At 37.6% G+C, this 23150-nt stretch carries 25 protein-coding genes; 16 read left to right on the top strand and 9 right to left on the bottom strand.

What is annotated here, in order from left to right; genetic code table 11:
- Positions 1-208 precede the first annotated feature (208 nt).
- Positions 209-694, bottom strand: a complete 486-nt coding sequence (locus MLD65_RS13150) for a DinB family protein (protein ID WP_243292332.1) — start codon at positions 692-694, stop codon at positions 209-211.
- Positions 695-842: 148 nt separating this feature from the next.
- Between MLD65_RS13150 and MLD65_RS13145 the strand changes: the two genes are divergently transcribed.
- From MLD65_RS13145 to MLD65_RS13125, 5 genes are all read left to right on the top strand, one after another.
- A complete protein-coding gene (locus MLD65_RS13145; RefSeq protein ID WP_243292331.1) occupies positions 843-1643 on the top strand; it encodes a helix-turn-helix domain-containing protein in 801 nt (266 codons plus the stop codon).
- Positions 1644-1749: 106 nt separating this feature from the next.
- Positions 1750-2187 (top strand): GNAT family N-acetyltransferase, encoded by a 438-nt coding sequence (locus MLD65_RS13140; protein ID WP_243292330.1) that lies wholly within the window; start codon positions 1750-1752, stop codon positions 2185-2187.
- 167 nt (positions 2188-2354) lie between these two features.
- Complete coding sequence (locus tag MLD65_RS13135; protein ID WP_243292329.1) at positions 2355-3461, top strand: MGDG synthase family glycosyltransferase; 1107 nt, start codon at positions 2355-2357, stop codon at positions 3459-3461.
- Between the two features lie 92 nt (positions 3462-3553).
- Positions 3554-4108: a YkoP family protein gene (locus tag MLD65_RS13130; protein WP_243292328.1), complete on the top strand. Its 555-nt coding sequence runs from the start codon at positions 3554-3556 to the stop codon at positions 4106-4108.
- Between the two features lie 92 nt (positions 4109-4200).
- A complete protein-coding gene (locus tag MLD65_RS13125; RefSeq protein ID WP_243292327.1) occupies positions 4201-5061 on the top strand; it encodes a metallophosphoesterase in 861 nt (286 codons plus the stop codon).
- Between the two features lie 44 nt (positions 5062-5105).
- On the opposite strand, the gene MLD65_RS13120 is transcribed toward MLD65_RS13125, so the two are convergent.
- The 3 genes from MLD65_RS13120 to MLD65_RS13110 form a co-directional block, all read right to left on the bottom strand.
- Entirely contained in the window at positions 5106-5393 is a 288-nt protein-coding gene (locus MLD65_RS13120) for a hypothetical protein (RefSeq protein ID WP_243292326.1), read from the bottom strand.
- Between the two features lie 94 nt (positions 5394-5487).
- Complete coding sequence (gene panF / locus MLD65_RS13115; protein WP_243292325.1) at positions 5488-6939, bottom strand: sodium/pantothenate symporter; 1452 nt, start codon at positions 6937-6939, stop codon at positions 5488-5490.
- Positions 6936-7229, bottom strand: coding sequence for a YhdT family protein (locus MLD65_RS13110; RefSeq protein WP_243292324.1), 294 nt, complete (start codon positions 7227-7229; stop codon positions 6936-6938). The genes panF and MLD65_RS13110 overlap by 4 nt, the downstream gene beginning before the upstream one ends.
- A 296-nt stretch (positions 7230-7525) precedes the next feature.
- Between MLD65_RS13110 and mreBH the strand changes: the two genes are divergently transcribed.
- From mreBH to MLD65_RS13095, 3 genes are all read left to right on the top strand, one after another.
- On the top strand, positions 7526-8533 hold the full coding sequence (gene mreBH, locus MLD65_RS13105) for a rod-share determining protein MreBH (protein WP_243292323.1): 1008 nt from the start codon (positions 7526-7528) through the stop codon (positions 8531-8533).
- A 162-nt stretch (positions 8534-8695) separates the two neighbouring features.
- Positions 8696-9223, top strand: a complete 528-nt coding sequence (locus MLD65_RS13100) for a DUF3267 domain-containing protein (protein ID WP_243292322.1) — start codon at positions 8696-8698, stop codon at positions 9221-9223.
- A gap of 70 nt (positions 9224-9293) precedes the next feature.
- Complete coding sequence (locus tag MLD65_RS13095; protein ID WP_243292321.1) at positions 9294-10526, top strand: aminopeptidase; 1233 nt, start codon at positions 9294-9296, stop codon at positions 10524-10526.
- A gap of 51 nt (positions 10527-10577) precedes the next feature.
- Here MLD65_RS13095 and MLD65_RS13090 read toward each other — a convergent pair whose 3' ends face one another.
- Positions 10578-10772, bottom strand: a complete 195-nt coding sequence (locus MLD65_RS13090; protein WP_243292320.1) for a hypothetical protein — start codon at positions 10770-10772, stop codon at positions 10578-10580.
- 153 nt (positions 10773-10925) lie between these two features.
- Here MLD65_RS13090 and MLD65_RS18445 point away from each other — a divergent pair, with 153 nt between their 5' ends.
- The 6 genes from MLD65_RS18445 to MLD65_RS13070 all read left to right on the top strand — a co-directional run bounded on the left by MLD65_RS18445 (position 10926) and on the right by MLD65_RS13070 (position 15567).
- Positions 10926-11228, top strand: coding sequence for a TIGR04104 family putative zinc finger protein (locus MLD65_RS18445; protein ID WP_481748526.1), 303 nt, complete (start codon positions 10926-10928; stop codon positions 11226-11228).
- Positions 11229-11265: 37 nt separating this feature from the next.
- The gene (locus tag MLD65_RS13085; protein ID WP_243292319.1) at positions 11266-11895 is read left to right on the top strand and encodes a LysE family translocator; all 630 of its coding nucleotides are present in this window, start codon (positions 11266-11268) and stop codon (positions 11893-11895) included.
- Positions 11896-11951: 56 nt separating this feature from the next.
- Positions 11952-12086, top strand: a complete 135-nt coding sequence (locus MLD65_RS18145) for a hypothetical protein (protein ID WP_279326077.1) — start codon at positions 11952-11954, stop codon at positions 12084-12086.
- Between the two features lie 117 nt (positions 12087-12203).
- Positions 12204-13949, top strand: coding sequence for a sensor histidine kinase (locus MLD65_RS13080; protein ID WP_243292318.1), 1746 nt, complete (start codon positions 12204-12206; stop codon positions 13947-13949).
- Positions 13946-14677 carry a LytR/AlgR family response regulator transcription factor gene (locus MLD65_RS13075; protein ID WP_243292317.1) on the top strand — a complete coding sequence of 244 codons (732 nt, stop codon included), beginning with the start codon at positions 13946-13948 and terminating at the stop codon, positions 14675-14677. Before MLD65_RS13080 ends, MLD65_RS13075 begins: the two co-directional genes overlap by 4 nt.
- Before the next feature lie 14 nt (positions 14678-14691).
- Entirely contained in the window at positions 14692-15567 is an 876-nt protein-coding gene (locus MLD65_RS13070; protein WP_243292316.1) for a hypothetical protein, read from the top strand.
- 70 nt (positions 15568-15637) lie between these two features.
- Here the strand turns inward: MLD65_RS13070 and MLD65_RS13065 are convergent, their stop codons facing one another.
- Positions 15638-15940: a 4a-hydroxytetrahydrobiopterin dehydratase gene (locus MLD65_RS13065; protein ID WP_243292315.1), complete on the bottom strand. Its 303-nt coding sequence runs from the start codon at positions 15938-15940 to the stop codon at positions 15638-15640.
- Between the two features lie 364 nt (positions 15941-16304).
- Here MLD65_RS13065 and MLD65_RS13060 point away from each other — a divergent pair, with 364 nt between their 5' ends.
- The gene (locus tag MLD65_RS13060) at positions 16305-17747 is read left to right on the top strand and encodes a carbon starvation CstA family protein (RefSeq protein ID WP_243292314.1); all 1443 of its coding nucleotides are present in this window, start codon (positions 16305-16307) and stop codon (positions 17745-17747) included.
- Positions 17748-17984: 237 nt separating this feature from the next.
- Complete coding sequence (locus MLD65_RS18140; protein WP_279326076.1) at positions 17985-18113, top strand: hypothetical protein; 129 nt, start codon at positions 17985-17987, stop codon at positions 18111-18113.
- 56 nt (positions 18114-18169) lie between these two features.
- On the opposite strand, the gene MLD65_RS13055 is transcribed toward MLD65_RS18140, so the two are convergent.
- The 3 genes from MLD65_RS13055 to MLD65_RS13045 form a co-directional block, all read right to left on the bottom strand.
- Positions 18170-19756, bottom strand: a complete 1587-nt coding sequence (locus tag MLD65_RS13055; RefSeq protein WP_243292313.1) for a long-chain-fatty-acid--CoA ligase — start codon at positions 19754-19756, stop codon at positions 18170-18172.
- 61 nt (positions 19757-19817) lie between these two features.
- A complete protein-coding gene (locus tag MLD65_RS13050; protein ID WP_243292312.1) occupies positions 19818-20735 on the bottom strand; it encodes a DUF4349 domain-containing protein in 918 nt (305 codons plus the stop codon).
- A 527-nt stretch (positions 20736-21262) separates the two neighbouring features.
- On the bottom strand, positions 21263-23140 hold the full coding sequence (locus MLD65_RS13045; protein WP_243292311.1) for a PTS fructose transporter subunit IIABC: 1878 nt from the start codon (positions 23138-23140) through the stop codon (positions 21263-21265).
- Positions 23141-23150: the final 10 nt, after the last annotated feature.

Here is a 23150-nt window from a genome sequence, read left to right as displayed (position 1 = left end):
TCCAGAATTTGTTTAACTATCAAACAACGATTAACTATACCTCTAAATTTATTTAGGAAGAAGCGTGACGTAGCTAAATGTTGCGCTTCTTCCTAATTGGACATTTTCATAGTTTTCCTGTTAAGTGCAAAGAATACGTAGACCAAGGCGTCTCGCTATGCTCCTTCGAACGCCCTTTTTTATCGATATTTCGTTCACTCAATTTGTCCTACACTTTTTGAGTCTGTTTTAAGCTGCGGTAAATGCGGAGAATCGTATTCATATGTAGAGCTTCATGATACGTGCTAAATAATAACGTTTCTCCTACCGTATAAAATTCTTTCCCTGTTCCGTTCGTGAAGGGTTGAGGTAATGGTGTGTCAAGCTTTCCTCTTAAATTTTCATGAATCCGCTCTTTTTGTTCGACTAACACCATTTTTACCTCATCAATCGTTGGAGGTGCTAAAGCCCAATCTTTCGGTTTCGTTCCTCTTGCAAAGTACGTTTCATACGAATCCGGTACGTGCATCGTCTCACCAATCAAATGATAAACAAGCATATCCTGCACATATGCAATATGCCCAAAGTTCCATAATAAATTATTGTTAAAACCGGCTGGAATGTCCATGAAATCTGATTCTGGAATTTTTTTTAACATATTTTCCGTTATTTCACGTGTTGTTTTCACATGTTCAAAAAGTAATGTTTCTCCCAAAGTCCATCTCCCCCATTTTTATTTTCCTTAATCTCTTCTTTCCTCACCCATGAAATTCCTTTTATTTTATATTTTTTTTATTTTAGATGCTCCTTTTTCCCCATTTCGATCTAAAAGGTTAGTGAGAAAGGAAAAAGGAGATTTGGATATGTATTTAAAAATGGCTAAGCAATACCAACCTTTTCAATCTGTAGAAGCGTTAAATGAAGCATGTCGAAAGCATATGAAACAGAACCGTTATGAATTATCGGAAACAGCTCAACAAGTATTCAAGTTACTAAGTCGTTATGCTGTTAAAGTTCCAGGTGTCGCTTTTTTAAAAATAAATGAAATGGCGCGCCAATTGAACAAGCATCGTTCAACCATCATTCGGTCACTCAATCGATTAGAAAAACTGAATATGATCAAACGCATTCATCATTTTCGTCCTGTCAATGGAGGGAATGGTGCGAATTTTTATGTTATTCTCCCTCATGCGACCCCGGACATGCAACCCCGTCAAGACTCGCCAAACATAGATGAATGCTGCCATAAGCAAGAAAAAAACAGGACTGAATCTTCTTATCATTTAAATCAAAATCTATTATTATTAAATAATAATACGTATTCACCGTACAACACGATCAAAAAGTTTGTCTTTTACTATGAACAAAACCATCAATTAGCGAATCGTATTTATGGCGTATATGTAGCTCATACAAAACGGCTTCAAGAACATTATGATCAGCAACAATTACTACATATTGGTATTGAAGCGATAAACATTACGTTTCAAGCAACAAAGCGGAAAAAAATTCGTCATATAGTTGGCTATTATAACGGTGTTCTCGATCGGCTCCTTGACAAATTGTTCTTAACGGAAATGGGCGATTCTTTGTATGGTATTGAACAAGATAGTGACGAGTTGTTTGACGATTTATATGAATTATTCAAACAAAAAAATTCATAATGGAGAATTTGTAGAGTGTAACACCATTGCCTAGCCAAAGTTGAATATCTATAGTGTTAGATAGATGTTTTGCTAACCTTACATTCAAAAAAAGTGGGGGATCATCATGTTTGAAATTAAACAAATTGAAGCACAAGACACGTATGCTCTTCGGTTGAACGTGTTATCACACGAAACGCTTGCGGATTGTTATTATAAAGGGGATTTTGATGAAAGAACGCTTCATATCGGTGCATTGAAAGAAAAGGAAATGATCGGTGTAGCCTCATTCTTTCCGGAATCCCATAAACAGCTTCCTCATAAAAAAATGTATCGCTTGAAAGGATTGGCGATTGATCCGAATCATCAAAACGAATTACGCGGACAAACGTTAATTCTCTTCGGGGAAAATATTTTGAGGCAAAATGATACCGAGTTGATTTGGTCAACAACAAAAATAAGCAATATTCAATATTATCGACATTTAGGCTTTCAAGAAAGTGATCATGTTTTTAATCACCCTGATAAAGGCCTTCACATTTTAATGTATAAACAAATTGATTAAAAAAAGAAACATACCATTAGGGGTCAAGTTACCCCTAGTGGCCACAAAATAATCCAGCTAGAAGTTTCAAACGCTCCTTAAGAAAATTCCACTAAAAAGCGGTTGTTTCAAGTAAGTATGAAATGAACAGATTGGTTGATACTAACTGAAAAACAGGAGTATCGAAGATGAAAAAAGTGTTATTCATGCCCTTTTTGCAAATTTCTTCTGGACACCATCAAGTGGCTCATGCTTTAGAAGATTGGTTGAAAACAATCGACCCTTCCATTCATTGTAAACGTGTTGATATTTTGACATATGCATTCGGAAAAGTGGAATCAGTCGTTTCCACCATCTATCTGAAATGGATTCAATCATTTCCCCATCTCTATAGTTGGGTGTACAAAAAGAGTGCATATGAGAATACAACAAAACAGCGCTTTCGTTTATATGAATTGTTATTTCAATGGGCTATGATAAAAGTGCTCAAGGAAGAAAAGCCGGACTGCATCATTTGTACGCACGCTCTCCCTTCCTACCTATTAAGTCGTCTTAAACGAAACGAAATGCTTGCAGTACCGGTTATTAACGCCTATACAGATTATTTTATCAATAATATTTGGGGAACCAAGATGATCGATTTCCATTTAGTTCCTGATGATGACTTTAAACAACGATTAATCCAAAAAGGTTGTCTCGAAGAAAACATATATGTTACAGGGATCCCTATACATCCCACATTTAAACGGACCGATAAACGATCGATCCGAAACAATCAAAAGCTAACGTTTTTAATTACTGGAGGAAGTTTAGGAGTTGGCGCTATTGATGAAATTTTACATAATATCCCTTTGAACAATCGTATCAACTATAAAGTGTTATGCGGAAAAAATAAGCGGTTGTTTCAAAAGATATATTCCATTCGCCATCCAAGTATTATTCCGTTAGCATACATTGATTCAAGGGAGGAAATGGATCGTCTTTATGAACAAGTTCACGGTATTATCACAAAGCCAGGGGGTGTAACCGTTAGTGAATGTCTTCATAAAAAAATTCCCATTTTTATTTATCATGCTTTACCGGGGCAGGAAGAAATGAATTTACACTATTTAAAAGAAAAAGGGCTTGTTTTTCATTTTGAAGACTGGAAAGATGGACAATCCATTGAAAAACAACTTATTGATTTTTTATTTTCACAAAGATATATGAATCAATATAAACAATGCATCGACAATTATCATGAACGGATTTCCACAGACCTTTCAATGTTTTTTCATCGTGTTTTGAATCGGTAAACGCATCTCCCTTTTATTCCCACTATAATTTTTCTCTTTCGGATAAAAATAATAATGCTCATTTTATAAGAAGAGAGGGAATCAGCAGAAAGATGAGAGCTTATTTATTATCGGTATGGAATTTTCTTGATCCAATCTATTATTTTTTTACTCGCCTCACTTATTTAGAAAAAACCACGGATGGAAAAACAAATATGTTACGTGTCAGGATGACTCGCTATAAAGGAAGAGATGTCACCTTGTCTGATGGAACAGAAATTAAAAAAAATGATTTTTTAGTCAAAATTCATTTACACAACGTTCGCTTAATGAATGAAATGAAACATATTAAAAATGAAGTAAGAAAAGGGAGATTCATTCGTAAATGCGTTGAAAATTCACTTCCAGAGCTAGTGAATTTTATTCAACAGCACGAAAAAAAAGATACAATAAAAGGAATTATTGGGATTACAACATTAACGAAAGGATCTAAATATCTTGGCTTTGAAGTATTTGATATGGCGAACCCCTTTTACAAATGGTTTAAATTTATTTCATTTCTACCCATTTGTGTATTATCGTCCTCCAAACCGGTATCAATGAAAAAACAACCGCCTAAATATTTATTGATGTCAAAAGAAATGCTCGTTAACAAATATGGAAATTAGCTATGAATCACTCGGTTTGGAAATCCCTCCATCCATTACCTGTAACGATATCCTTTCCCATACTCTATAATGAGATATAGGGAGAGGATATAATGAATGTATTTTTCATTATTTTTATTTTAACTATTTTCGTTCTTCTGATCTATAAAGCTTATAAAAATACTAAGCACGTTGTTATAAACGATGTGGATTTATCCAAACGCGAAACGAGCAATTTTCACGCACCTAAGTTAAACATTTTGCACATTTCCGATATGCACCTTGAAAACATTTCGATTACACCACAACAGTTATACAGGAAGTTAAAGCATGAAAAAATAGATTTAATTGCGCTAACAGGCGACTTTTTAGATCGTAAACGTAGCATTCCGAAATTAGTTCCATATTTACAATCGTTCCATCAATTAAACCCCAAATATGGTATGTATGCCGTTTTTGGAAATCACGATTATGTTTTACGACAAAAAGATTTTGCCGTTTTAAAACAGACACTGGAACAATATGGCTGTAAAGCGATGCAAAATGAACATGACACCATTATGGTGCATGGAAAACGTGTAAATATTATTGGTGTGGATGATGCTAGTACAAATCGAAGCGATTTATCGAAGTCATATAAGGATTTAAAAGAAGGATATCATTTAGTCTTGACACATGACCCAAACCTTGTCTTAAACATGAAAGAATATCATTTTGATTATCTTTTATCAGGTCACTTTCACGGAGGCCAAATTCATTGGCCAAAGCCGTATCATCTTGCAAAATTAGGCAGAAAAATGATGCGTTTAAATATGGTAAAAGGTCTGCATTACTATGATGGGAAACCATTTTACATTAGTGAAGGACTCGGGCAAACGGGTGTAAATATTCGTGTCGGAAGCCGTCCTGAAATTACCCTCCATAGACTTCCACTATGCACCATGGCTAATGAAGAGACTCCAACAGCTGTATAATGTTGGAGTCTTTTCTTTTTGTTCCATGACAACAATCATCAATGTTACATGCCGCGGCGTTCTTCTGATGGCTCTTCATCTAAATCTGGTTCTTCTTCATCCATATTAAACGGTGTATCAGGCTCTCCTCGGTCACGAACATCTCTAGGGTCTGTGTCGATATCTGGACCTCTTGTGTCATTATCCCGATCGATGTTACGGTCATAGCGAACAGGTTCATACCTTATTTCTTCTGGGTCAAGCATTTCGTTGTTGTTATCTACATTACAAGCAGATAACGCACCTAAAGAAAAAAGAGCCGACATGAGTAAGAACATCAATTTCTGTTTCATTGTTCGACCTCCCTAATGTGATCATTTTAAAAAGCAGTTTTAATATGTGCATTTTGCACATTTTTACTCATGTATTGGCAAAAAAAAGAGCCTCTCATTTTTTATGAGAGGCAAAACGTATATGTTGAACGCTTGACGTTACGTAACTAACGAAGATATATGAAATAAGTGAGAAAAGAATTGGTAAAACGACTGTATGCATTCCGAGAGCATTTGGATAAAACCTGTCAAATATAATATAAGACCCTACCCCAATGATCATGGACATCATCGCACCGTATTTATTCCCTTTCTCCCAATAAAGACCTAGTACAACTGGCCATATGAACGCCGCTTCCAATCCCCCGAATGAAAAGAGATTTAACCAAATGATAAGATCAGGTGGACTTAATGCTATGAAAAAGACCGTAATCCCTAAAACCATTGTTACAGTAAAACTCATTTTCTTCACTTTTTCACTCGTAGCACTTGGATTGATGTAATTTACGTACACATCTTTCACAACCGTCGAGCTTACTAAAAGCAAAAGCGAATCGACCGTTGACATAATCGCAGCCATTGGAGCCGCAAGTACAATCCCCGCTAACCATGCTGGCAATACTTCCATTGCAATTAATGGCATAACTTTATCGCCAACATCAATTCCCGGTAAAATTGGACGAGCAAAAACGCCTATGAGATGCATTCCTAACATAATAAACCCGACAACAGCTGTCCCAACAATAATCGCGCGATGCATCGCTCTTGAATTTTTATAGCTCATCGCCCGCACCGTCACCTGAGGTAATCCGACGACTCCGACTCCAACTAATATCCAAAAGGATGATACATATAAAGGCGTTAAGCTTTTTTCAGCGCCAAACGGACTAATTAAGTTTGGATTTTCTTGGGCTAGGTCAGAAATAATCGTTGTTATTCCTCCACCTGCGATAATCGTTGCGACAAGGAGAATAAAGGTGCCAACAAACATAACCGTTCCTTGTACAGCATCTGTCAAGGCAACGGCTCGAAAGCCACCGATCGTTACATAGACGAGAACAGAAATGACAAAAATGAATAATGAAGACGTATAAGAAAGTCCAGTGAGTGACTCGATTAAACGAGCACCGCCAACCCATTGCGCTGCCATTGCCGAAAATAAAAATACGATAATACTTATAGCCGAAAGGATCACAACACCTTTACTATGATAACGTTCTTTTAAAAAATCGATCAGTGTAACAGCCTTATATCTCCGTGTAACGATAGCAAATTTCTTTCCAAGAATCATTAGCACGAAATAACCTGTCGCCAGCTGCGTCATGGCGAGCAATACCCATCCTAATCCTTGTGTATAAGCTACACCTGGTCCACCGATAAAGCTCGAGGCACTACCATACGTTGCAATCATTGTCATGGCTAATATGAAGCCGCCAATTTGCCTCCCGCCTAAAAAATATTCTTGTAAAAATGAATTTGACGATTTAAGAAATTGGCTTGCCCAAATGCCAATGCCAAAAATAACGATGAGAAACATAATAAGTGGAATAATTATTTCCCAATTCATTTAAGATGATCTCCTTTTTCTGCTTGTTCATTGAAAGGTACTTCAGTAAACCATTTCTTCACAACTACGATGACAAGTATGAGCATGACGATAAACCCTACGATACAACTATAAAAAAACCATGCAGGGAATCCGAACACATATTGATAGTTGGAAACATCTTTAGAGCCTAAGCCGTAAGCAAATCCAAACCACCAAAGAAAATTGAAAACAACGAGGACAATACCAAAAAGCGCCTCCCGATGAGCAATCACAAACCTTTTATCTTTATTTGCTTCGTTCTTTTTCATTATTTCACCTCATTTCTAATAAAAGGTCTATTTACATGTACTACGAAGTATTGTTCACTGTCAAATTTTTTAAAGAAGGAATTCCCAATACGTCTTCATGCTTTTTGCCTTGTTTGAAATAATGTGCTAACGGGTAAATGATGGAAATAACTACAACCTTAAGCTATAAGGAGTATTTCAAGATGATTAAAACCATTACAGAAAGATGTCGATTTTCATTGAACCCCCGAAAATAAATGTCGAGACGAGAATTGTATGAGAGGTTTAAAACTTTAATGAATTGGGTGAGTCTTTTTATGTTTTCAAATTTAGAAATTGGTATTGATTTAGGGACGGCTAATATTTTAGTCTACAGTAAACAAAAAGGAATTGTATTAAATGAACCTTCTGTCGTGGCCATTGATACGGATACAAAGCAAGTGCTTGCTGTCGGGACAGAAGCAAAACATATGATTGGGAAAACCCCAGGTAAGATTGTGGCGATCCGTCCACTAAAAGATGGCGTCATTGCTGATTATGATGTCACAACTGAGATGTTAAAAGCGATTATGAAAAAAGCTGCAAAGCATCTTGGCTTTGCGATTCGAAAACCGACTGTCGTTGTATGTACACCTTCTGGTTCAACGAGTGTAGAAAGGCGGGCAATCTCCGATGCAGTGAAAAATGCTGGAGCAAAAGAAGTTCATTTAATCGAAGAGCCTGTCGCCGCAGCTATTGGATCAGGCCTTCCAGTTGATGAACCAACAGCCAATGTTGTCGTTGATATTGGCGGTGGAACAACCGAAGTTGCCATCATTTCCTTTGGCGGTGTTGTCACAGCTAACTCCATTCGAATCGCTGGTGACCGTCTTGATGATGATATTATTCAGCATGTGCGCAAAAACTATAATGTATTAATTGGAGAACGTACGGCAGAAACAATAAAAATGGAAATTGGCTATGCCCTTGTCGACCATGAACCTTTATCGATCGAAATTCGCGGCCGTGATTTAGTAACTGGATTACCGAAGACGATTTCACTAAACTCCATTGAAATTCGCGATGCGATGAAAGAATCCTTACTCCACATTTTAGAAGCGATCCGTGCTACATTAGAAGACTGTCCTCCTGAACTTAGCGGTGACATCGTTGACAGAGGGGTTATTTTAACAGGCGGTGGCGCTTTGCTTAAAGGAATGGAAGAATGGGTAAGCAATGAAATCTTTGTCCCTGTTCATGTCAGCTCAAATCCGTTAGAAGCTGTCGCCATCGGAACAGGAAAAGCACTCCAATATATTCATAAACTACAAAAAGCAGCAAAATAGGAAAAGGATGCGCCTCATTTTGAGCGCATCCTTTTTAACTACATACATTCATTTTCCTGGTAGTAATCAGTTACTTTTTCTTGATTTTTAACGATCTTAATTTAACGTTATTTGAAACGTTTTTCACATTTGATTCGTAATAAAATTAGGGGAGGGATTGTCATGAAGGAGTCAGTTGTAAACGTTTCAATAGTTAAAGTAAATATTATCGGTACTATTTTCAGTATCATCATTATGGCTTTATCGATGTTTTTGCATGTTGCTATAAATGGTGATTTGTTGTTTACAATTACTTTCAGCGGTTTTATTTTGTTTTTAATAGGCTTTATCGGATTTGTTGTCTTACATGAATTTATTCATTTATTAGGCTTTAAAATGTTTGGAGGCGTACAATGGGACGAAATGAAATGCGGGTTTAATGCAAAACTGCTCGTAGCCTATGCTCATACGAAAAAAGCGATTCCTGTTCCCGCTATGAAAAAATCGCTTCTGTTACCGTTTATTCCAACAGGAGTGCTCCCACTTCTCGTTGGTTTGTCATTTAATCTTCCAGCGGTCACTTTATTAAGTTCCATTCTTATTTCAGGTTGTATCGGAGACTTTATGTTGTATCATAAAATACGCTCATTTCCTAACGATGCAACGGTTATCGATCATCCGACAAAGCCGCAATTTACTGTGTTTCATTAAACGAAGGAAATGAACGCCTTTTCATTTTTTGCTACAATAGATGTGAATTCATAAAAAAGGAGAATGATCGATGACAACATTTCAGGAAAAGCTAGAAAAGTACGCAGAGCTTGCCGTGAAAGTAGGCGTAAATATTCAAAAAGGCCAAGAATTATTAATTACCGCTAGTATTCAAGCCGTTGATCTTGTTCGAGAAATAGCAAAAAAAGCTTATGACGCTGGGGCAAAATATGTGCATGTTGATTGGTCTGATGATGTGATCACACGTGTGACATATGAAAAAGCAGATAGTGAAGCATTTACACAATTCCCTGAGTGGAAAAAGCTTCAGCGTGAAGAGCTAGCAAAACGTGGAGCTGCCTTTATTTCGGTAACATCACAAAGTCCTGACCTTTTAAAAGGAATTGAAGGTGAAAGGATTTCGAACTTCCAAAAATCAGCGGGTAAAGCATTACATACTTTCCGAAAATACATACAGTCTGATAAAGTGAGCTGGACAGTGATTGCAGCGGCGAGCGAAGATTGGGCTCAAAAAGTTTTTCCTGATGAGCCTGAAGAAAAACGTGTTAAAAAACTTTGGGATGCCATATTTAAGGCGACTCGTGTTGATTTAGAGAATCCCGTTGGAGCTTGGAAACAACATGATCAATCATTACACGAAAAAGTACATGTATTAAATGAAAAACGTATTCAAACATTACATTATAAAGCACCTGGTACAGATTTAACGATTGATTTACCAGAGAAGCATATTTGGGTTGGGGCAGGCAGCGTGAATGAACAAGGCGTTGAATTTATGGCAAATATGCCGACAGAAGAAGTGTTTACAGTTCCGAAAAAAGATGGTGTCAACGGATATGTCACGAGCACAAAACCGCTTAGCTATGGTGGAAACATTATTAACAATTTTACTATTACGTTTGAAAACGGTCGCATCACACACGTGAAAGCGGAAGAAGGCGAGGAAATTTTGAAAAAGTTAGTGGAAACGGATGAAGGCTCCCATTATTTAGGTGAAATTGCCCTCGTTCCGCATGAGTCACCTATATCGCAGTCCAACATTTTGTTCTATAATACATTATTTGATGAAAATGCATCGAACCATTTAGCAATTGGAAGTGCCTATTCTTTCTGCGTCGAAGGTGGCAAAACGATGTCTGATGAAGAACTTGAAGCAAACGGCTTAAACCAAAGCATCACACATGTTGATTTTATGATTGGTTCAGCAGAAATGGACATTGACGGTATTTTAGCTGACGGCACGACCGTTCCTATTTTCCGCAAAGGGAATTGGGCGTTTTAATCTTTATACTTGATGAAAGGGTGTCCGAATGTAGTAAAGGGCACCCTATATTTATTCATCTTTATTGATTTGAATAGCTGCTGTATTATGGGTTAAATACGTTGGCGGAGTCGGTGTTTCTTCCTTTTTATTCCGTTGATGATCTTCGCTTTCAATTTCTTCGTTCGCTTTCCTTCTTCCGTCCAAACGTGCGTTTATTTCCATGTTAGCATTGGCTATCTTTTCATTTTGATCTTTTTCGAACATTTGAATCACCACCTCAAGTATCATATAAAGTAGAATCCCCACTATTTTTGTCATTATCACTTATTGTCATATAGTCCTAATTGTATTATCATTCAAATAAATGGAACATTTCGGAAAACTATTCGTATAACATTTTAGAGAGGAGTGATTCGGATGCGACCATCATGTTGTAAATGTCAAAATTCATTTTCCTACAAATCATTACTTAAAAACGTTTTCTCCATGAGTAAACCGATCCGATGCCCGCATTGTGGAACCGTTCAATATGTAACGAGAAAAGCAAGAATGAGAATTTCATTTTTTAATAGCTTATTAGTCTTCGTATTTTTATTGTTGACATTAACGAAAGCACCGTTCTCTTTCCTGTTAAGCTTTTATGTTCTTTTAAGTGTTATCTTTTTAGCATTGAACCCCTTTCTCTTCTCATTTTCGAAGGAAGAAGAGCCGCTTTGGTAATCAACGGACGAATATTTTACGATTGGAGGTATAATAAGTGGATGGATCTATACTTCTTGCTTTTCTTGGCGCCTCTATATTATTAACACTCGCTCCAGGGCCAGACAATTTATTTGTCATTTCACAAAGTATGTCCTACGGTTTTCGGGCTGGATTTAGCACATCGCTTGGACTTTGCACAGGATTGATCGCCCATACAACCTTTGCAGCTTTAGGACTTTCTGCTGTATTGTATCAATCAAGCCTCCTTTTTCAAATCATTAAAATATTGGGAGCTATTTATTTAATCTATTTAGCGTACCAAGCCTTTAAAGAAGGAAAACAGACAAGGACGGACGAATTACATGTTCAAAAGCAATCATATCGATCCCTCTATAAAAAAGGGATTTTGATGAATATATTCAATCCAAAAGTTTCCCTATTCTTTTTAGCCTTTTTACCACAATTTGTTTCACCTACAAGTGCGACAATGAAACTCGATATGTTTCTATTCGGAATCATCTTTATCATCCAAGCCATTCTTTTATTTACACTGTTTTCTGCACTTTCTAGTAAAATTCGAACTTTATTAAACCGCTCTCCTTTCCTATTACCGATGATTCATTATGGAAAAGGTGTACTATTTGCAGTCGTAGGGATGAACCTTCTTTTCAGTGAACGAACATAAGCTTGTCATACAATGTCCCTCCTTTCATATAATGATGTATGAAGGAGGGATTTTTCGTGACTGAAGAACGAATGATGGCGATTAAACGAACGAAGCAACTCATGAAAAGTCGTGTTCAACGGTTTATCTTTCAGATCATATTCGCAAGCCTGCTCTGCTCTCTTCTTTACTTCCTTTCCAAAGTTTCCTAACCTCTTTCTCCCCCGCTTTCGCTAAAAGTTTCCAACATGGTAAAATAGTTAAGAATGATGTCCCCCATTTACTAATGGGGCTATTTGTTATTATGAACACCTTAGGAGCGAAACGATATGTTCATTTTATTGTTAACGATGTTAGAGCGAATCGGGATCATCGTAACGGTTGCCTTTATTATGACGCGGTTTCGTTTTTTCCGGCAAATGATCCGCTCTGAAAAAGTATCATCAAAACAACAATTGATTGCTATTGTATTTTTTGGACTTTTTGGCATTATTGGTACGTATACAGGGATTGCGTTGAACGCTGAGACACATGAATACGATCGCTGGGTAAATAATCTTCAGCAATCTGAAGCCATCGCAAATTCTCGCGTCGTCGGCATTATTATTGCCGGTCTTTTCGGTGGGTTTCGAATGGGAATCGGTGCTGGACTTATTGCTGGTATTCATCGCTTTTCTTTAGGTGGATACACCGCACTTGCATGTGGGGTGTCGGCTGTCGTTGCTGGCATCATCGCTTCTTTTTTCCATAAGAAACTGACGCAAATACGATTATTTACCGCCTTGTTAGTCGGAGCATTTGCCGAAGCTGTTCAAATGCTCTTAATTGTTCTGATCGCACAACCGTTCGATCTCGCTGTTTCACTCGTGGAAGAAATAGCCTTTCCAATGATTGTTGCAAATGGTCTCGGCACTGCCCTCTTCCTCCTTATTATCCAAAGCGTATTAAAAGAAGAAGAAAAAGCTGGTGCTGTTGTTACGCAAAAATCTTTAAAGCTAGCAGAACAAACGGTTCCGTTTTTACGTCAAGGACTAACATTACAATCGGCGAAAGAAGTATGCCAAATCATTTTTAAACAAGTTGATGCGTCGGCTATTTCGATGACAAATGACAAAATTATTTTAGCCCATGTTGGTTTAGCTGATGATCATCATAAACCTAATTTTCCGATCCAAACAAGTGCAACGAAAAAAGTACTTGAACATGGTAAAATGATGGTGTTGCAAAAGGATGACATTCATTGTACAAAGTCTGATTGTCCATTAGGTGCTGTCGTCATCGCTCCTCTTAAACAAAGAGGAAAAACGATCGGAACGTTAAAATTTTATTTTCGCTCAAGAAGCGAAATTTCTCACATCACACTAGAGTTAATTCGTGGTTTAAGCGCCCTGTTAAGCCAACAGCTTGAGCTAGCGGAAGCAGAAGCTGCCATACAATTAGCGAAGGAAGCGGAAATTAAAGCACTTCAAGCGCAAATCCGTCCTCACTTTCTATTTAATTCAATGAATATTATCATTTCTTTAATTCGGACAAACCCGGATGAAGCAAGACGATTATTAATTGAGTTGTCAAAGTTTTTCCGCCAAAATTTATCAGGAACGACGAAAGACTGGACGACCATTGAAAATGAATTAATGCATACTAAGGCCTATTTATCCATTGAACAAGCACGATTTATCGACAAGTTAACGGTCCATTTCCAAATCGACGAAAAAACGTTACATACGCCCATCCCACCGCTCACATTACAGCCTATTGTCGAAAATGCTTTGAAGCACGGATTCAAAAATAAAGAAAAAAACTGTGTGATTACGATTCACATAAAAAAAATGAAGGACCGTACATTCGTTTCTGTTCAAGATAATGGAGAAGGAATGGACGAAGAAACGATGAATGTTGTTGGAAGTCGAATTTTGGATTCTAAAACAGGGACTGGCCTAGGTTTGTATAATGTAAACCGGAGACTCACGATGATGCTCGGTGAAAAGTCTGCACTCCACATCGAAAGTGAGCCAAATAAAGGAACAACTGTCTCATTCATAATTTATGACTTATACGGAGGTGAAGTAGATTGACAAAAGTAATATCCGTGTTAATTGTAGATGATGAAAGGTATAGTCGAGATGAATTAAAACATTTGCTAAGTCAATATTCCGCCATTCAAATTGTTGCTGAAGCTGATTCAGGCGAGTCGGCCATTATGAAAACGATTCAACATCAGCCTGATTGCATCTTTTTAGATATCGAAATGCCAAAGATGAATGGCATGGAAGTAGCCAAGTCACTTTTAGAGTTAAAAAAGGTGCCATTCATTATTTTCGCTACCGCCTATCCCGACTTTGCAGCAGAAGCCTTTCGTTATGAAGCGATTGACTATTTATTAAAACCGTATGAGGAAGATCAGCTCGCTGAAACCATTGACCGTTTAAAGAAAAGAATGCAAAATGAAAAGCCAGTCCAATCAGAACCCTCACCATCAAAACTAGCGATTGAAGGTGATGAACAAATTCATTATATGAATCCAGCCGACATTTACTACATATACCGAGAAGAGCGCGTGACAAAAATTGTCGGTCAAGATTCAGAATACGAAGTGAAAACACCGTTAAAAGAATTAGAAGCCCGATTAGCTCCACATTCTTTTTTCCGTATTCATAAAAGCTATCTTGTGAATTTACAGTATGTATCCCGTCTCATTCCATGGTTTAACGGTGCCTATCAGCTTGAATTAAAAGGAGTGAAAGAAAAGCTATCTGTGAGCCGAAATTATGTGAAAGCACTACGGGAACGGTTGGAATTATAGAAAGAGGGATATTTATGGTTTGGAAAAAAACACGTGTTATTTTGTACTCCATTCTTTTATCTTTTACCATTTTCTCACTACTCGTTCTCCCCGAGACCATGAGCGGAGAAGAGCAACCCATTCATTTACTGCTGCTTCATATAATAGCAGCTCTAGGATTTTATTCCTTTTATTTCGTCTGCATCTTTCTCATTTTTAGTGTACCTGTTAATTTGTTTTCGTACGTTATTGTGAAAAACATTATACCGAGAAATGTTCAAACGCTTGCGAACTTTGCGATCCACCTTATACCTGCCTACGGAATCGGCTTGTATATTTTAGGTGGATTAGAGATGCTCGTCGTTTTTTGTGCTTTTTGCGTTTTTCTGTTTGACGAGCTGATCGTGTGGAGGCGGCGAAAATGGACCTCTTTCATCGCCCCACTATTGATTATGCTTATCATAGTAGGTATCTATTTATATCCGAGTTTAGAAAGTTATACAGTCAAAAAAAGGATTCGTGAACATGGGTATCCGACTGTTACGTTACAATTTGGAGGAGAATCGTTTAATGATATAGAAGGGCATTATTGTTATACGTCATCAGGAGGTTGTGCAAATGAGATTGAACCATATCTACTCCCTTTAGATGAAATTGGGATGGTAGAATTTGACCGATCAGTAGATGACGAAATTAACGTAAAAGTGGACAATTTTGTAGAAAAGCCTACGATTTATGTTCACTATATTCACCCTGAAAAAAAGATTAAAAAACGACTTCATGATCAAACGTTTACGATTCCAAGAGAAATTCCGGATCAAGTTATCGTCTTTGAAATCGAGATGGACAAGGAATTGAAATCAGCCTATGTAGCATTACGGTCCCCCGATAGACGCTTTGAAGGTTTATAGTTGTTCTTCATGCAAAACACCGTCTTCAACGAATGAGACGGTGTTTTGCATCGAAAGGTGTTAATTACCGTTACTTTTCATTCATTATCTGTTCATACAATGCATCATATTGTTTCGCTAAATCAAAATCCAATTTCGTCAAACCGTTTGCATTCCAAGAAGATAATTTCACACGAATGAGTTTATAGTCAATCGAAATAAAAGGATGATGATTCACATCTTCTGATACATTCGCAATTTGTTCGACAAATTTAATTCCTACTAAATAGTCGCGGAAGCGGTACTTTCTTTCAATCCACTTCTCATCGACTCGTTTCCAATTCGGCACTTCTTCTAAATGTCTTATTACTTCCTGTTCTGTCAGTTTCTCCATCATCATTCCCCCTTGCATCGTTATAAAATAACGTTTTCCCCTACAGGACGACCTTATGGCCCTTTAACCGTTATCATTTTTCCAACTTATTTCTCCACCAGCTATCGCTAATGGTAAAGAACGAAATAAACATTTTCTATTTTTAGAATACTCTATTTATTTTATCAAACTTTTCCACTTTTAGTAATAGTGAATGTCCTCACATCTATATCATGGATCAATTTTCATTTATCTGCATCTTAAAAACGTTTTCATACATGTTAATACAAATTGTCTACATGTTAGACAAAATTTTCACAAAAATGTCAGATTTGTTGGTACGATTTATGTAAACGCATACACATTATGAACAGGGGGAGTCGTTATGTATACGTTTATATTCGGTATCATTTTATTAATTGTCGGCTATTTTACGTACGGAAAATTTGTTGAAAAAGTATTTGGAGTTAACGATTCGAGACAAACACCAGCTTACTCTCACCAAGATGGCGTCGATTATTTACCGATGGGAACGAAGCGCAACTCACTTATTCAGCTATTGAATATTGCCGGGGTTGGACCGATTTTCGGCCCCATTATGGGCGCTTTATACGGACCTGTTGCCTTCTTATGGATTGTCTTTGGCTGTATTTTTGCAGGCGCTGTGCATGATTATTTAACGGGGATGATTTCCATTCGCAACCACGGTGCCCATTTACCGGAACTGGCAGGTAAGTTTTTAGGAAAAGTGATGAAGCATGTTGTAAACGCGTTCTCGATCTTATTACTACTACTCGTTGGAACGGTGTTCGTCACAGCCCCAGCTGGATTAATTCATAACTTAACGAGCAGCTGGCTTTCCATCACAGTCATTATCGGATTTATTTTCCTTTATTACATTTTAGCTACACTACTGCCGATTGATAAAATCATTGGTCGTTTTTATCCGATTTTTGGGGCATTACTGTTAATTAGTGCGGTTGGAGTTGGTGCTTCTTTAATTATTAAAGGTGCTCCGATTCCTGAATTAACGCTTGAAAACTTCCATCCAGATCATGCACCTATCTTCCCACTCTTATTTTTAACGATCTCTTGTGGGGCTTTATCTGGATTTCACGCAACACAAACACCGATTATTTCTCGTACGACTCAAGCTGAAAGACATGGACGAAAAATTTTCTACGGCATGATGATTGCAGAAGGAATTATTGCAATGATTTGGGCTGCGGCGGCGATGAGCTTGTTTAATGGTTCCGTCGGATTAAATGAAGTATTAGCATCTGGTGGTCCTGCTGCTGTCGTTAGCGAAGTCGCAACGATGATGTTAGGAGCGGTAGGTGGAACGCTCGCAGTAATTGGTGTCATCATCTTACCGATTACATCTGGAGATACGGCCTTTCGTTCAGCACGTATGATCATTGCCGATTACTTAAATATATCACAAAAGAAAATCACAAGTCGTTTATGGATTGCTTTACCACTGTTTGCGGTATCCTTTGTTTTGACGAAAATTGATTTCACCTTATTATGGCGTTACTTTTCTTGGGCTAATCAATCGACAGCCGTTATCGCTTTATGGGTCGGCGCGATGTATTTATTCTTAGCAAAGAAAAACTACTGGATTGCGCTTGTTCCTGGAACATTTATGACAATGGCGACTTTTACGTACATTTTAAATGCCCAAATCGGGTTCGGTCTCCCATTAAATATCGCATATATTGTCGCAACAATCGTAACGATCTCAATCCTTGTATTATTCTTTAACGGTGCTAAAAAAGCACAAAAATCCGATCTTCAACTAGATGACGATGCGATGGTGGTGGCGTAATGGGATGCTGCAGTCCAAATTTTCGAAAAGTCGTCAAAGAACAAGAAAAGAAATTGAATGTGAACAGAAGTGATGAATTGCCTCGGTGGATAAAATGGTTGAGTGCGGTCATTTCAATTAGTCTAATTGCGACAGCCCTCTATATATCGTTATAACGTCAGGAACTTCCTGGCGTTTTTTTTATTTGATCGGAATAAAATCACTTAATTTTATCCACTTTATTGATGAGGTGATTTTATGAGAGACGCTTATCATTTAGCACAGTTATCGTCAGAACAAAAAGAGAAAATTAATCAAGTGGAAAAAGAATTAGATGTTGTTTTAGTTGCGTGGGAGCCATATGAAGATGAAGGTGCACAACATTAGAAATGATACCGTTTAAAAGAAGCCTGCTTGGATTTAAGCAGGCTTCTTTTCTTGTATTAATTTACTAGACGGGAACTTCCTTCCCAAAACTCTTTCCGTAACTGTACCTTTTGGATTTTTCCGGACGCGGTTTTCGGCAATTCTTTTACGATCGAAACAGATTTCGGCGCTTTAAAGTGAGCTAAATGATCTCTAGCAAACTGAATGATTTCTTCTTCGGTGACATGTGTACTTCCATTTTTTAAAACGATAAAGGCATGAGGTGTCTCTCCCCATTTTTCATTTGGAATGGCAACGACTGCAGCTTCTTGAACAGCAGGGTGTTCGTATAAAACGCCTTCTACTTCAATCGAAGAGATATTTTCCCCGCCGCTTATGATAATATCTTTTTTGCGATCCACGATATCGATATGTCCAAACTCATCAACCGTTGCCATGTCTCCTGTGTGAAGCCAGCCATTTCGAATCGTATCCATTGTCGCTTCGTCGTTTTTCCAATATCCTTTCATAACACCATTTGAACGAGTGACGACTTCGCCAATTTGTTTGCCATCCCAGTTGACTTCATCGCCATTCTCATCCACAACCTTCACTTCATTTCCAATCATCGGATAACCTGCTTTTGCTTTAATACGGTGCTTTTCATCTTCGGTTAGCTCACCTAAATGTGACCGTATTGTTGACACTAAGCTTAAAGGAGAGGACTCGGTCATTCCGTATACTTGGATAAACTCCCACTTCAATTCATTTTCAACACGCTTGACAAATTGCGGTGGCGGAGCAGAGCCTGCGATGACGACGCGAACTCCTTCTCGCGCTTGTAATTGATGATGATCATAATATTGAATTATGCTATTTAAAACCGTCGGTGCCATATGCATCACGGTTACAGGATATTTCGTTAGTTTTTCAAAAATAAGATCTGGTGCTGCTTTTCGTAAACAAATATGTGTTGCACCATTTCCTGTATAATAGAAAGGTGCCCCCCAACCATTTACGTGAAACATCGGCAAAATATGCAAGTACACATCGTTCTCATTTACACGTAAATGATGCATTGTCGTCAGTGCATGTAAGTAATTATTTCGATGTGTCAGCATTACACCTTTTGGATTCCCCGTCGTTCCACTCGTATATAACAAGCTACATACATCTTCCTCATCCAGAATAGGACGATCAAAGGACGACGTAGGCTGTTCATTTAACCAAGCATCATACTCGATTTCATCGTGCTGCGGCTTCCCATTTTGAACGATGATTTGTTCGACGTATTGTAAGTCCTCTTTGACTGGTTCGATAAGGGGATATAGTTCCGCATCAACGAATAAAATTTTACTTTCGCTATGATTTAAAATAAACAAATAGTCTTCCGGTTTTAAGCGAATATTAAGAGGAACGATGACAGCCCCTACTTGAAACACTCCGTAAAACCCTTCTAGCATTTCTAATGTATTCGGTGCTAAATAAGCGACACGATCTCCTTTTTTTACCCCTAATTGCTTTAAGCCATGAGAAAGCTGCTGGACTCGTGTATTTAACTGTTGGTACGTGAGTTGCTTCTCTCCATCAATTACGGCCGTTTTCTCCCCATATAAACGAACCGCACGATCTAAAAATTGTGTTAGTATAAGTGGTACGTGCATTTCCCATCCCCCTAATATTATTAATAATTCGAATATTCAGCTATTATTGTATCATATTTTACTATTTTTCACCATGATCGCTTTTTTTATTTTTTGTAAACTTGGAAAATATTTTCTTCCGACCTATCACGAAAAGAAAAATCACACCCCCAATGATTATCCAGATAGGAAGATTTCCAACAATGAATACAGCGATGCTTGAGCTGCTTAATAAAAGTCCATTAATACTTTTATTCCATTGATTCTTCACTTTTTCCCACGTATTCAGTTTGTCAGCAGCCACTTCCGCTCCTTTTTCTTCCAATAAATAAACATCCACTGTAGCGTAATCGGTTTTATTTTCTAAATATTGAATTCGTCCTTTTATTTGCTCGATTTCTTCTTGTACTTTCGCAAGCTCACTCGAAATGTTAAGGACATCTTCCATTTTTTCTGCACGATCCATTAATTCTATTAGTCGTTTCTCCACTGATTGTTTGGATGATAGTCTTGATTGTAAATCGACATATTCTTCCGTAACATCTATACCAGACACTTGTTCAGAAGACACGTGGTCTACTTGTTTTTGAATGAAATCAATGAATTCTTCCATTTTTCCTTGTGGAATACGAAAGGATAAAAAACCTTCGATTTGTTGTTCCATTTCTGTTACATTCGCTTGAACGACATACCCTCCTAATGTCGTCGCTTCTTTTTCCAACGTATGTTTCACTTTTTCAAGATCCGACACATCTGCACGAATATGAGCATTGTACATCACTTTACGATCACTTGTCGTCATAGCTAACGAATCTTGTTTAGAATGATCCATGTCTTCTTCCACTGAATGAACATCATCGATCGCCACTTTTCCCTCTTGCAACGACATTTCCTCAGTTCGTTCAGAAACATTACCTTTATCCTTTGAATCATTCTGACTACATGCACTAATCATTACGGATGTTACAAAGACGAAAAGCCAAATGAACCATTTTTTCATTCACTCACATCCTTTTTAGCGTTTAATTAAACAGACGGGTGAATGTTACAAATGTTACAAATAGGGTCAAGTCATTTTGTTGTCTAGTTAATTTTCGGTCACATAAATAATAGAATGGCTCATACCAATACTTGAAATCGGACAAGCCAGTTTCAAATAAAAATTTATAAAGACGTGAAATGATCTTGTTTCATTATGAAAAACGTTACCAATAATAAAAAACTAGTGTATTATTCTTCATTTTTCGTTTGTCATGGAGTAATGAAGAGTGCAAAAAAGGATTATTGCATCAGTTTGAAAGTTAATTGCACCACTATGGTCACCTTTTGCACCAACTCGAGCCTTAATTGCATGAATCTCAAAATAATTGCACATGATGACCGATTTTTGCATTTATCAACCTTTATTTGCACGTAAAAATCTATAATTGCACAAATAATTTCCCTCATCTCTATACAATGTTTTAGACCACTTTTAAAAATAAAAAATCACACGCAAACCTTATTCGTTCACGTGTGATTTTTCTATTATTCTTGAACTGTCTTTTTTAATCCTCCAATCAAAATAGCTGTTACAATCGATCCGATTAAAATTGCTAATGCATATAAATACGGGCTTCCGTCGACAAAACCGATGACGAACGCACCTCCGTGTGGTGCGCGTAAGCCAATTTGAAACAACATGCTTAATGCACCTGCTGTTGCTGAACCAATAACTAATGATGGAATAACTCGCAATGGATCAGCCACTGCAAACGGAATCGCCCCTTCTGTAATAAAGGATAATCCGAGAAAAATGTTCGTGACACCAGCTTCTCTTTCACGAGTTGTAAATTTCTTCTTAAATAAGAATGTTGCGATCGCAATGCCAAGAGGCGGTACCATTCCACCAGCCATAATGGCTGCGTGTGGCATATAATTTCCTGCTTCAATCATCGCAATACCAAATGTAAATGCTGCTTTATTAACAGGCCCCCCCATATCAACTGCCATCATTCCACCAAGTAGAAGTCCCAGTAAAACTAAGTTTCCTGTTCCAAGTCCATTTAACCAATCTTTCAATGCTAAATTTATACTAGCAACAGGATCGATAATGATAAAAAACATAATGAGACCTGTTAAACCTATTCCAAATACCGGGTAAAGAAGCACCGGTTTAATTCCCTCTATTTGTTCAGGTAAACGAGAGAACGCTTTCTTTAAACCGATTACAATATAACCGGCTAAAAACCCGGCGATTAATCCCCCCAAAAATCCAGCTTGCCCTTGTGCTGCCATAAATCCACCAACCATACCTGGTGCTAGCCCTGGACGATCTGCAATACTCATAGCAATAAATCCAGCTAAAACAGGAATCATTAACCCGAAAGCGTTTCCACCACCAATTGTCATGAGAGCTTCTGCTAATTTATTATAGGTAGGATCATTGGGATCAGCCGAATGAATACCAAACATGAATGATATAGCAATTAGGATACCTCCACCAACAACAAACGGCAACATGTTGGATACACCATTCATTAAATGCTTATAAATTCCTGATCGTTGTTGACGAGGTGACTCATTTTGTTTATTTGTTAGTGTATCTCCTTGATATATTGGGGCATCTTGCTTTAGCGCTTTTTCAATCAATTCTTTTGGCTTACGAATACCATCGGATACCGGTACCTCGATCACATGTTTTCCCTTGAAGCGGTCCATTTCTACTTGTTTATCGGCGGCTACGATGATCGCTTTTGCTCGTTCAATCTCCTCTTTTGTTAATACATTTTTCGCTCCGCCTGAACCGTTTGTTTCCACTTTTAGGTGAACGTCCATTTCTTTCGCTTTTTCTTTTAAAGAATCTGCTGCCATATACGTATGAGCAATTCCTGTTGGACATGCTGTTACCGCAAGAATGAGTTCATTAGATTGTGATATTGGTTGATTTTCAGTTTTACTACCCTCTTCATCTTTATCATGAGTGTCGATAATGTGAAGAATATCCTCTTTTGATTCGGCACTTAATAACTCATTCCGTACTTCCTCTTTCATTAAAATCGTTGAGAGTCTTGCAAGTGCTTGTAAATGTGTATCATTTGCCCCTTCTGTCGCAGCAATCATAAAAAATAGGTGTGCAGGCTGACCGTCTAATGATTCATAGTCAATCCCATTATTTGAACGCCCGAAAGCAATGGCTGGAGTTTTTACTGCTTTTGTTTTCGCATGTGGAATGGCTATTCCTTCCCCAATACCCGTTGTGCTTTGTTTTTCTCTTGTTAATATTGCATCATTAAATTCTCTTGCGTTTTCAAGCTTCCCTGCTTTATCTAACACATCAACGAGCTCGTGAATGACACCAGTTTTATCATTTGATGAAAGGTGTAATTGAATGGTGTCGACTGTTAATAATTGTGTAATTCTCATTCTGTTTCCC

It is taken from the genome of Bacillus sp. FJAT-47783 (assembly GCF_022808615.1).
GTDB lineage: Bacteria > Bacillota > Bacilli > Bacillales > Aeribacillaceae > Bacillus_BZ.
The sequence above is the reverse complement of the archived record's forward strand: the minus strand, read 5'-3'. Positions and strand labels throughout refer to the sequence as shown.

Coding starts and splice junctions, on each gene's coding strand:
- MLD65_RS13060 (WP_243292314.1), top strand. CDS start 16,305: ATGTATACGTTTATATTCGGTATCATTTTATTAATTGTCGGCTATTTT.
- MLD65_RS13095 (WP_243292321.1), top strand. CDS start 9,294: ATGACAACATTTCAGGAAAAGCTAGAAAAGTACGCAGAGCTTGCCGTG.
- MLD65_RS13080 (WP_243292318.1), top strand. CDS start 12,204: ATGTTCATTTTATTGTTAACGATGTTAGAGCGAATCGGGATCATCGTA.
- MLD65_RS13050 (WP_243292312.1), bottom strand. CDS start 20,735: ATGAAAAAATGGTTCATTTGGCTTTTCGTCTTTGTAACATCCGTAATG.
- MLD65_RS18140 (WP_279326076.1), top strand. CDS start 17,985: ATGAGAGACGCTTATCATTTAGCACAGTTATCGTCAGAACAAAAAGAG.
- mreBH (WP_243292323.1), top strand. CDS start 7,526: ATGTTTTCAAATTTAGAAATTGGTATTGATTTAGGGACGGCTAATATT.
- MLD65_RS13135 (WP_243292329.1), top strand. CDS start 2,355: ATGAAAAAAGTGTTATTCATGCCCTTTTTGCAAATTTCTTCTGGACAC.
- MLD65_RS13065 (WP_243292315.1), bottom strand. CDS start 15,940: ATGGAGAAACTGACAGAACAGGAAGTAATAAGACATTTAGAAGAAGTG.
- MLD65_RS13120 (WP_243292326.1), bottom strand. CDS start 5,393: ATGAAACAGAAATTGATGTTCTTACTCATGTCGGCTCTTTTTTCTTTA.
- MLD65_RS13100 (WP_243292322.1), top strand. CDS start 8,696: ATGAAGGAGTCAGTTGTAAACGTTTCAATAGTTAAAGTAAATATTATC.
- MLD65_RS13140 (WP_243292330.1), top strand. CDS start 1,750: ATGTTTGAAATTAAACAAATTGAAGCACAAGACACGTATGCTCTTCGG.
- MLD65_RS13145 (WP_243292331.1), top strand. CDS start 843: ATGTATTTAAAAATGGCTAAGCAATACCAACCTTTTCAATCTGTAGAA.
- MLD65_RS13070 (WP_243292316.1), top strand. CDS start 14,692: ATGGTTTGGAAAAAAACACGTGTTATTTTGTACTCCATTCTTTTATCT.
- MLD65_RS13055 (WP_243292313.1), bottom strand. CDS start 19,756: ATGCACGTACCACTTATACTAACACAATTTTTAGATCGTGCGGTTCGT.
- MLD65_RS13090 (WP_243292320.1), bottom strand. CDS start 10,772: ATGTTCGAAAAAGATCAAAATGAAAAGATAGCCAATGCTAACATGGAA.
- panF (WP_243292325.1), bottom strand. CDS start 6,939: ATGAATTGGGAAATAATTATTCCACTTATTATGTTTCTCATCGTTATT.
- MLD65_RS13125 (WP_243292327.1), top strand. CDS start 4,201: ATGAATGTATTTTTCATTATTTTTATTTTAACTATTTTCGTTCTTCTG.
- MLD65_RS13110 (WP_243292324.1), bottom strand. CDS start 7,229: ATGAAAAAGAACGAAGCAAATAAAGATAAAAGGTTTGTGATTGCTCAT.
- MLD65_RS13045 (WP_243292311.1), bottom strand. CDS start 23,140: ATGAGAATTACACAATTATTAACAGTCGACACCATTCAATTACACCTT.
- MLD65_RS13130 (WP_243292328.1), top strand. CDS start 3,554: ATGAGAGCTTATTTATTATCGGTATGGAATTTTCTTGATCCAATCTAT.
- MLD65_RS18445 (WP_481748526.1), top strand. CDS start 10,926: ATGCGACCATCATGTTGTAAATGTCAAAATTCATTTTCCTACAAATCA.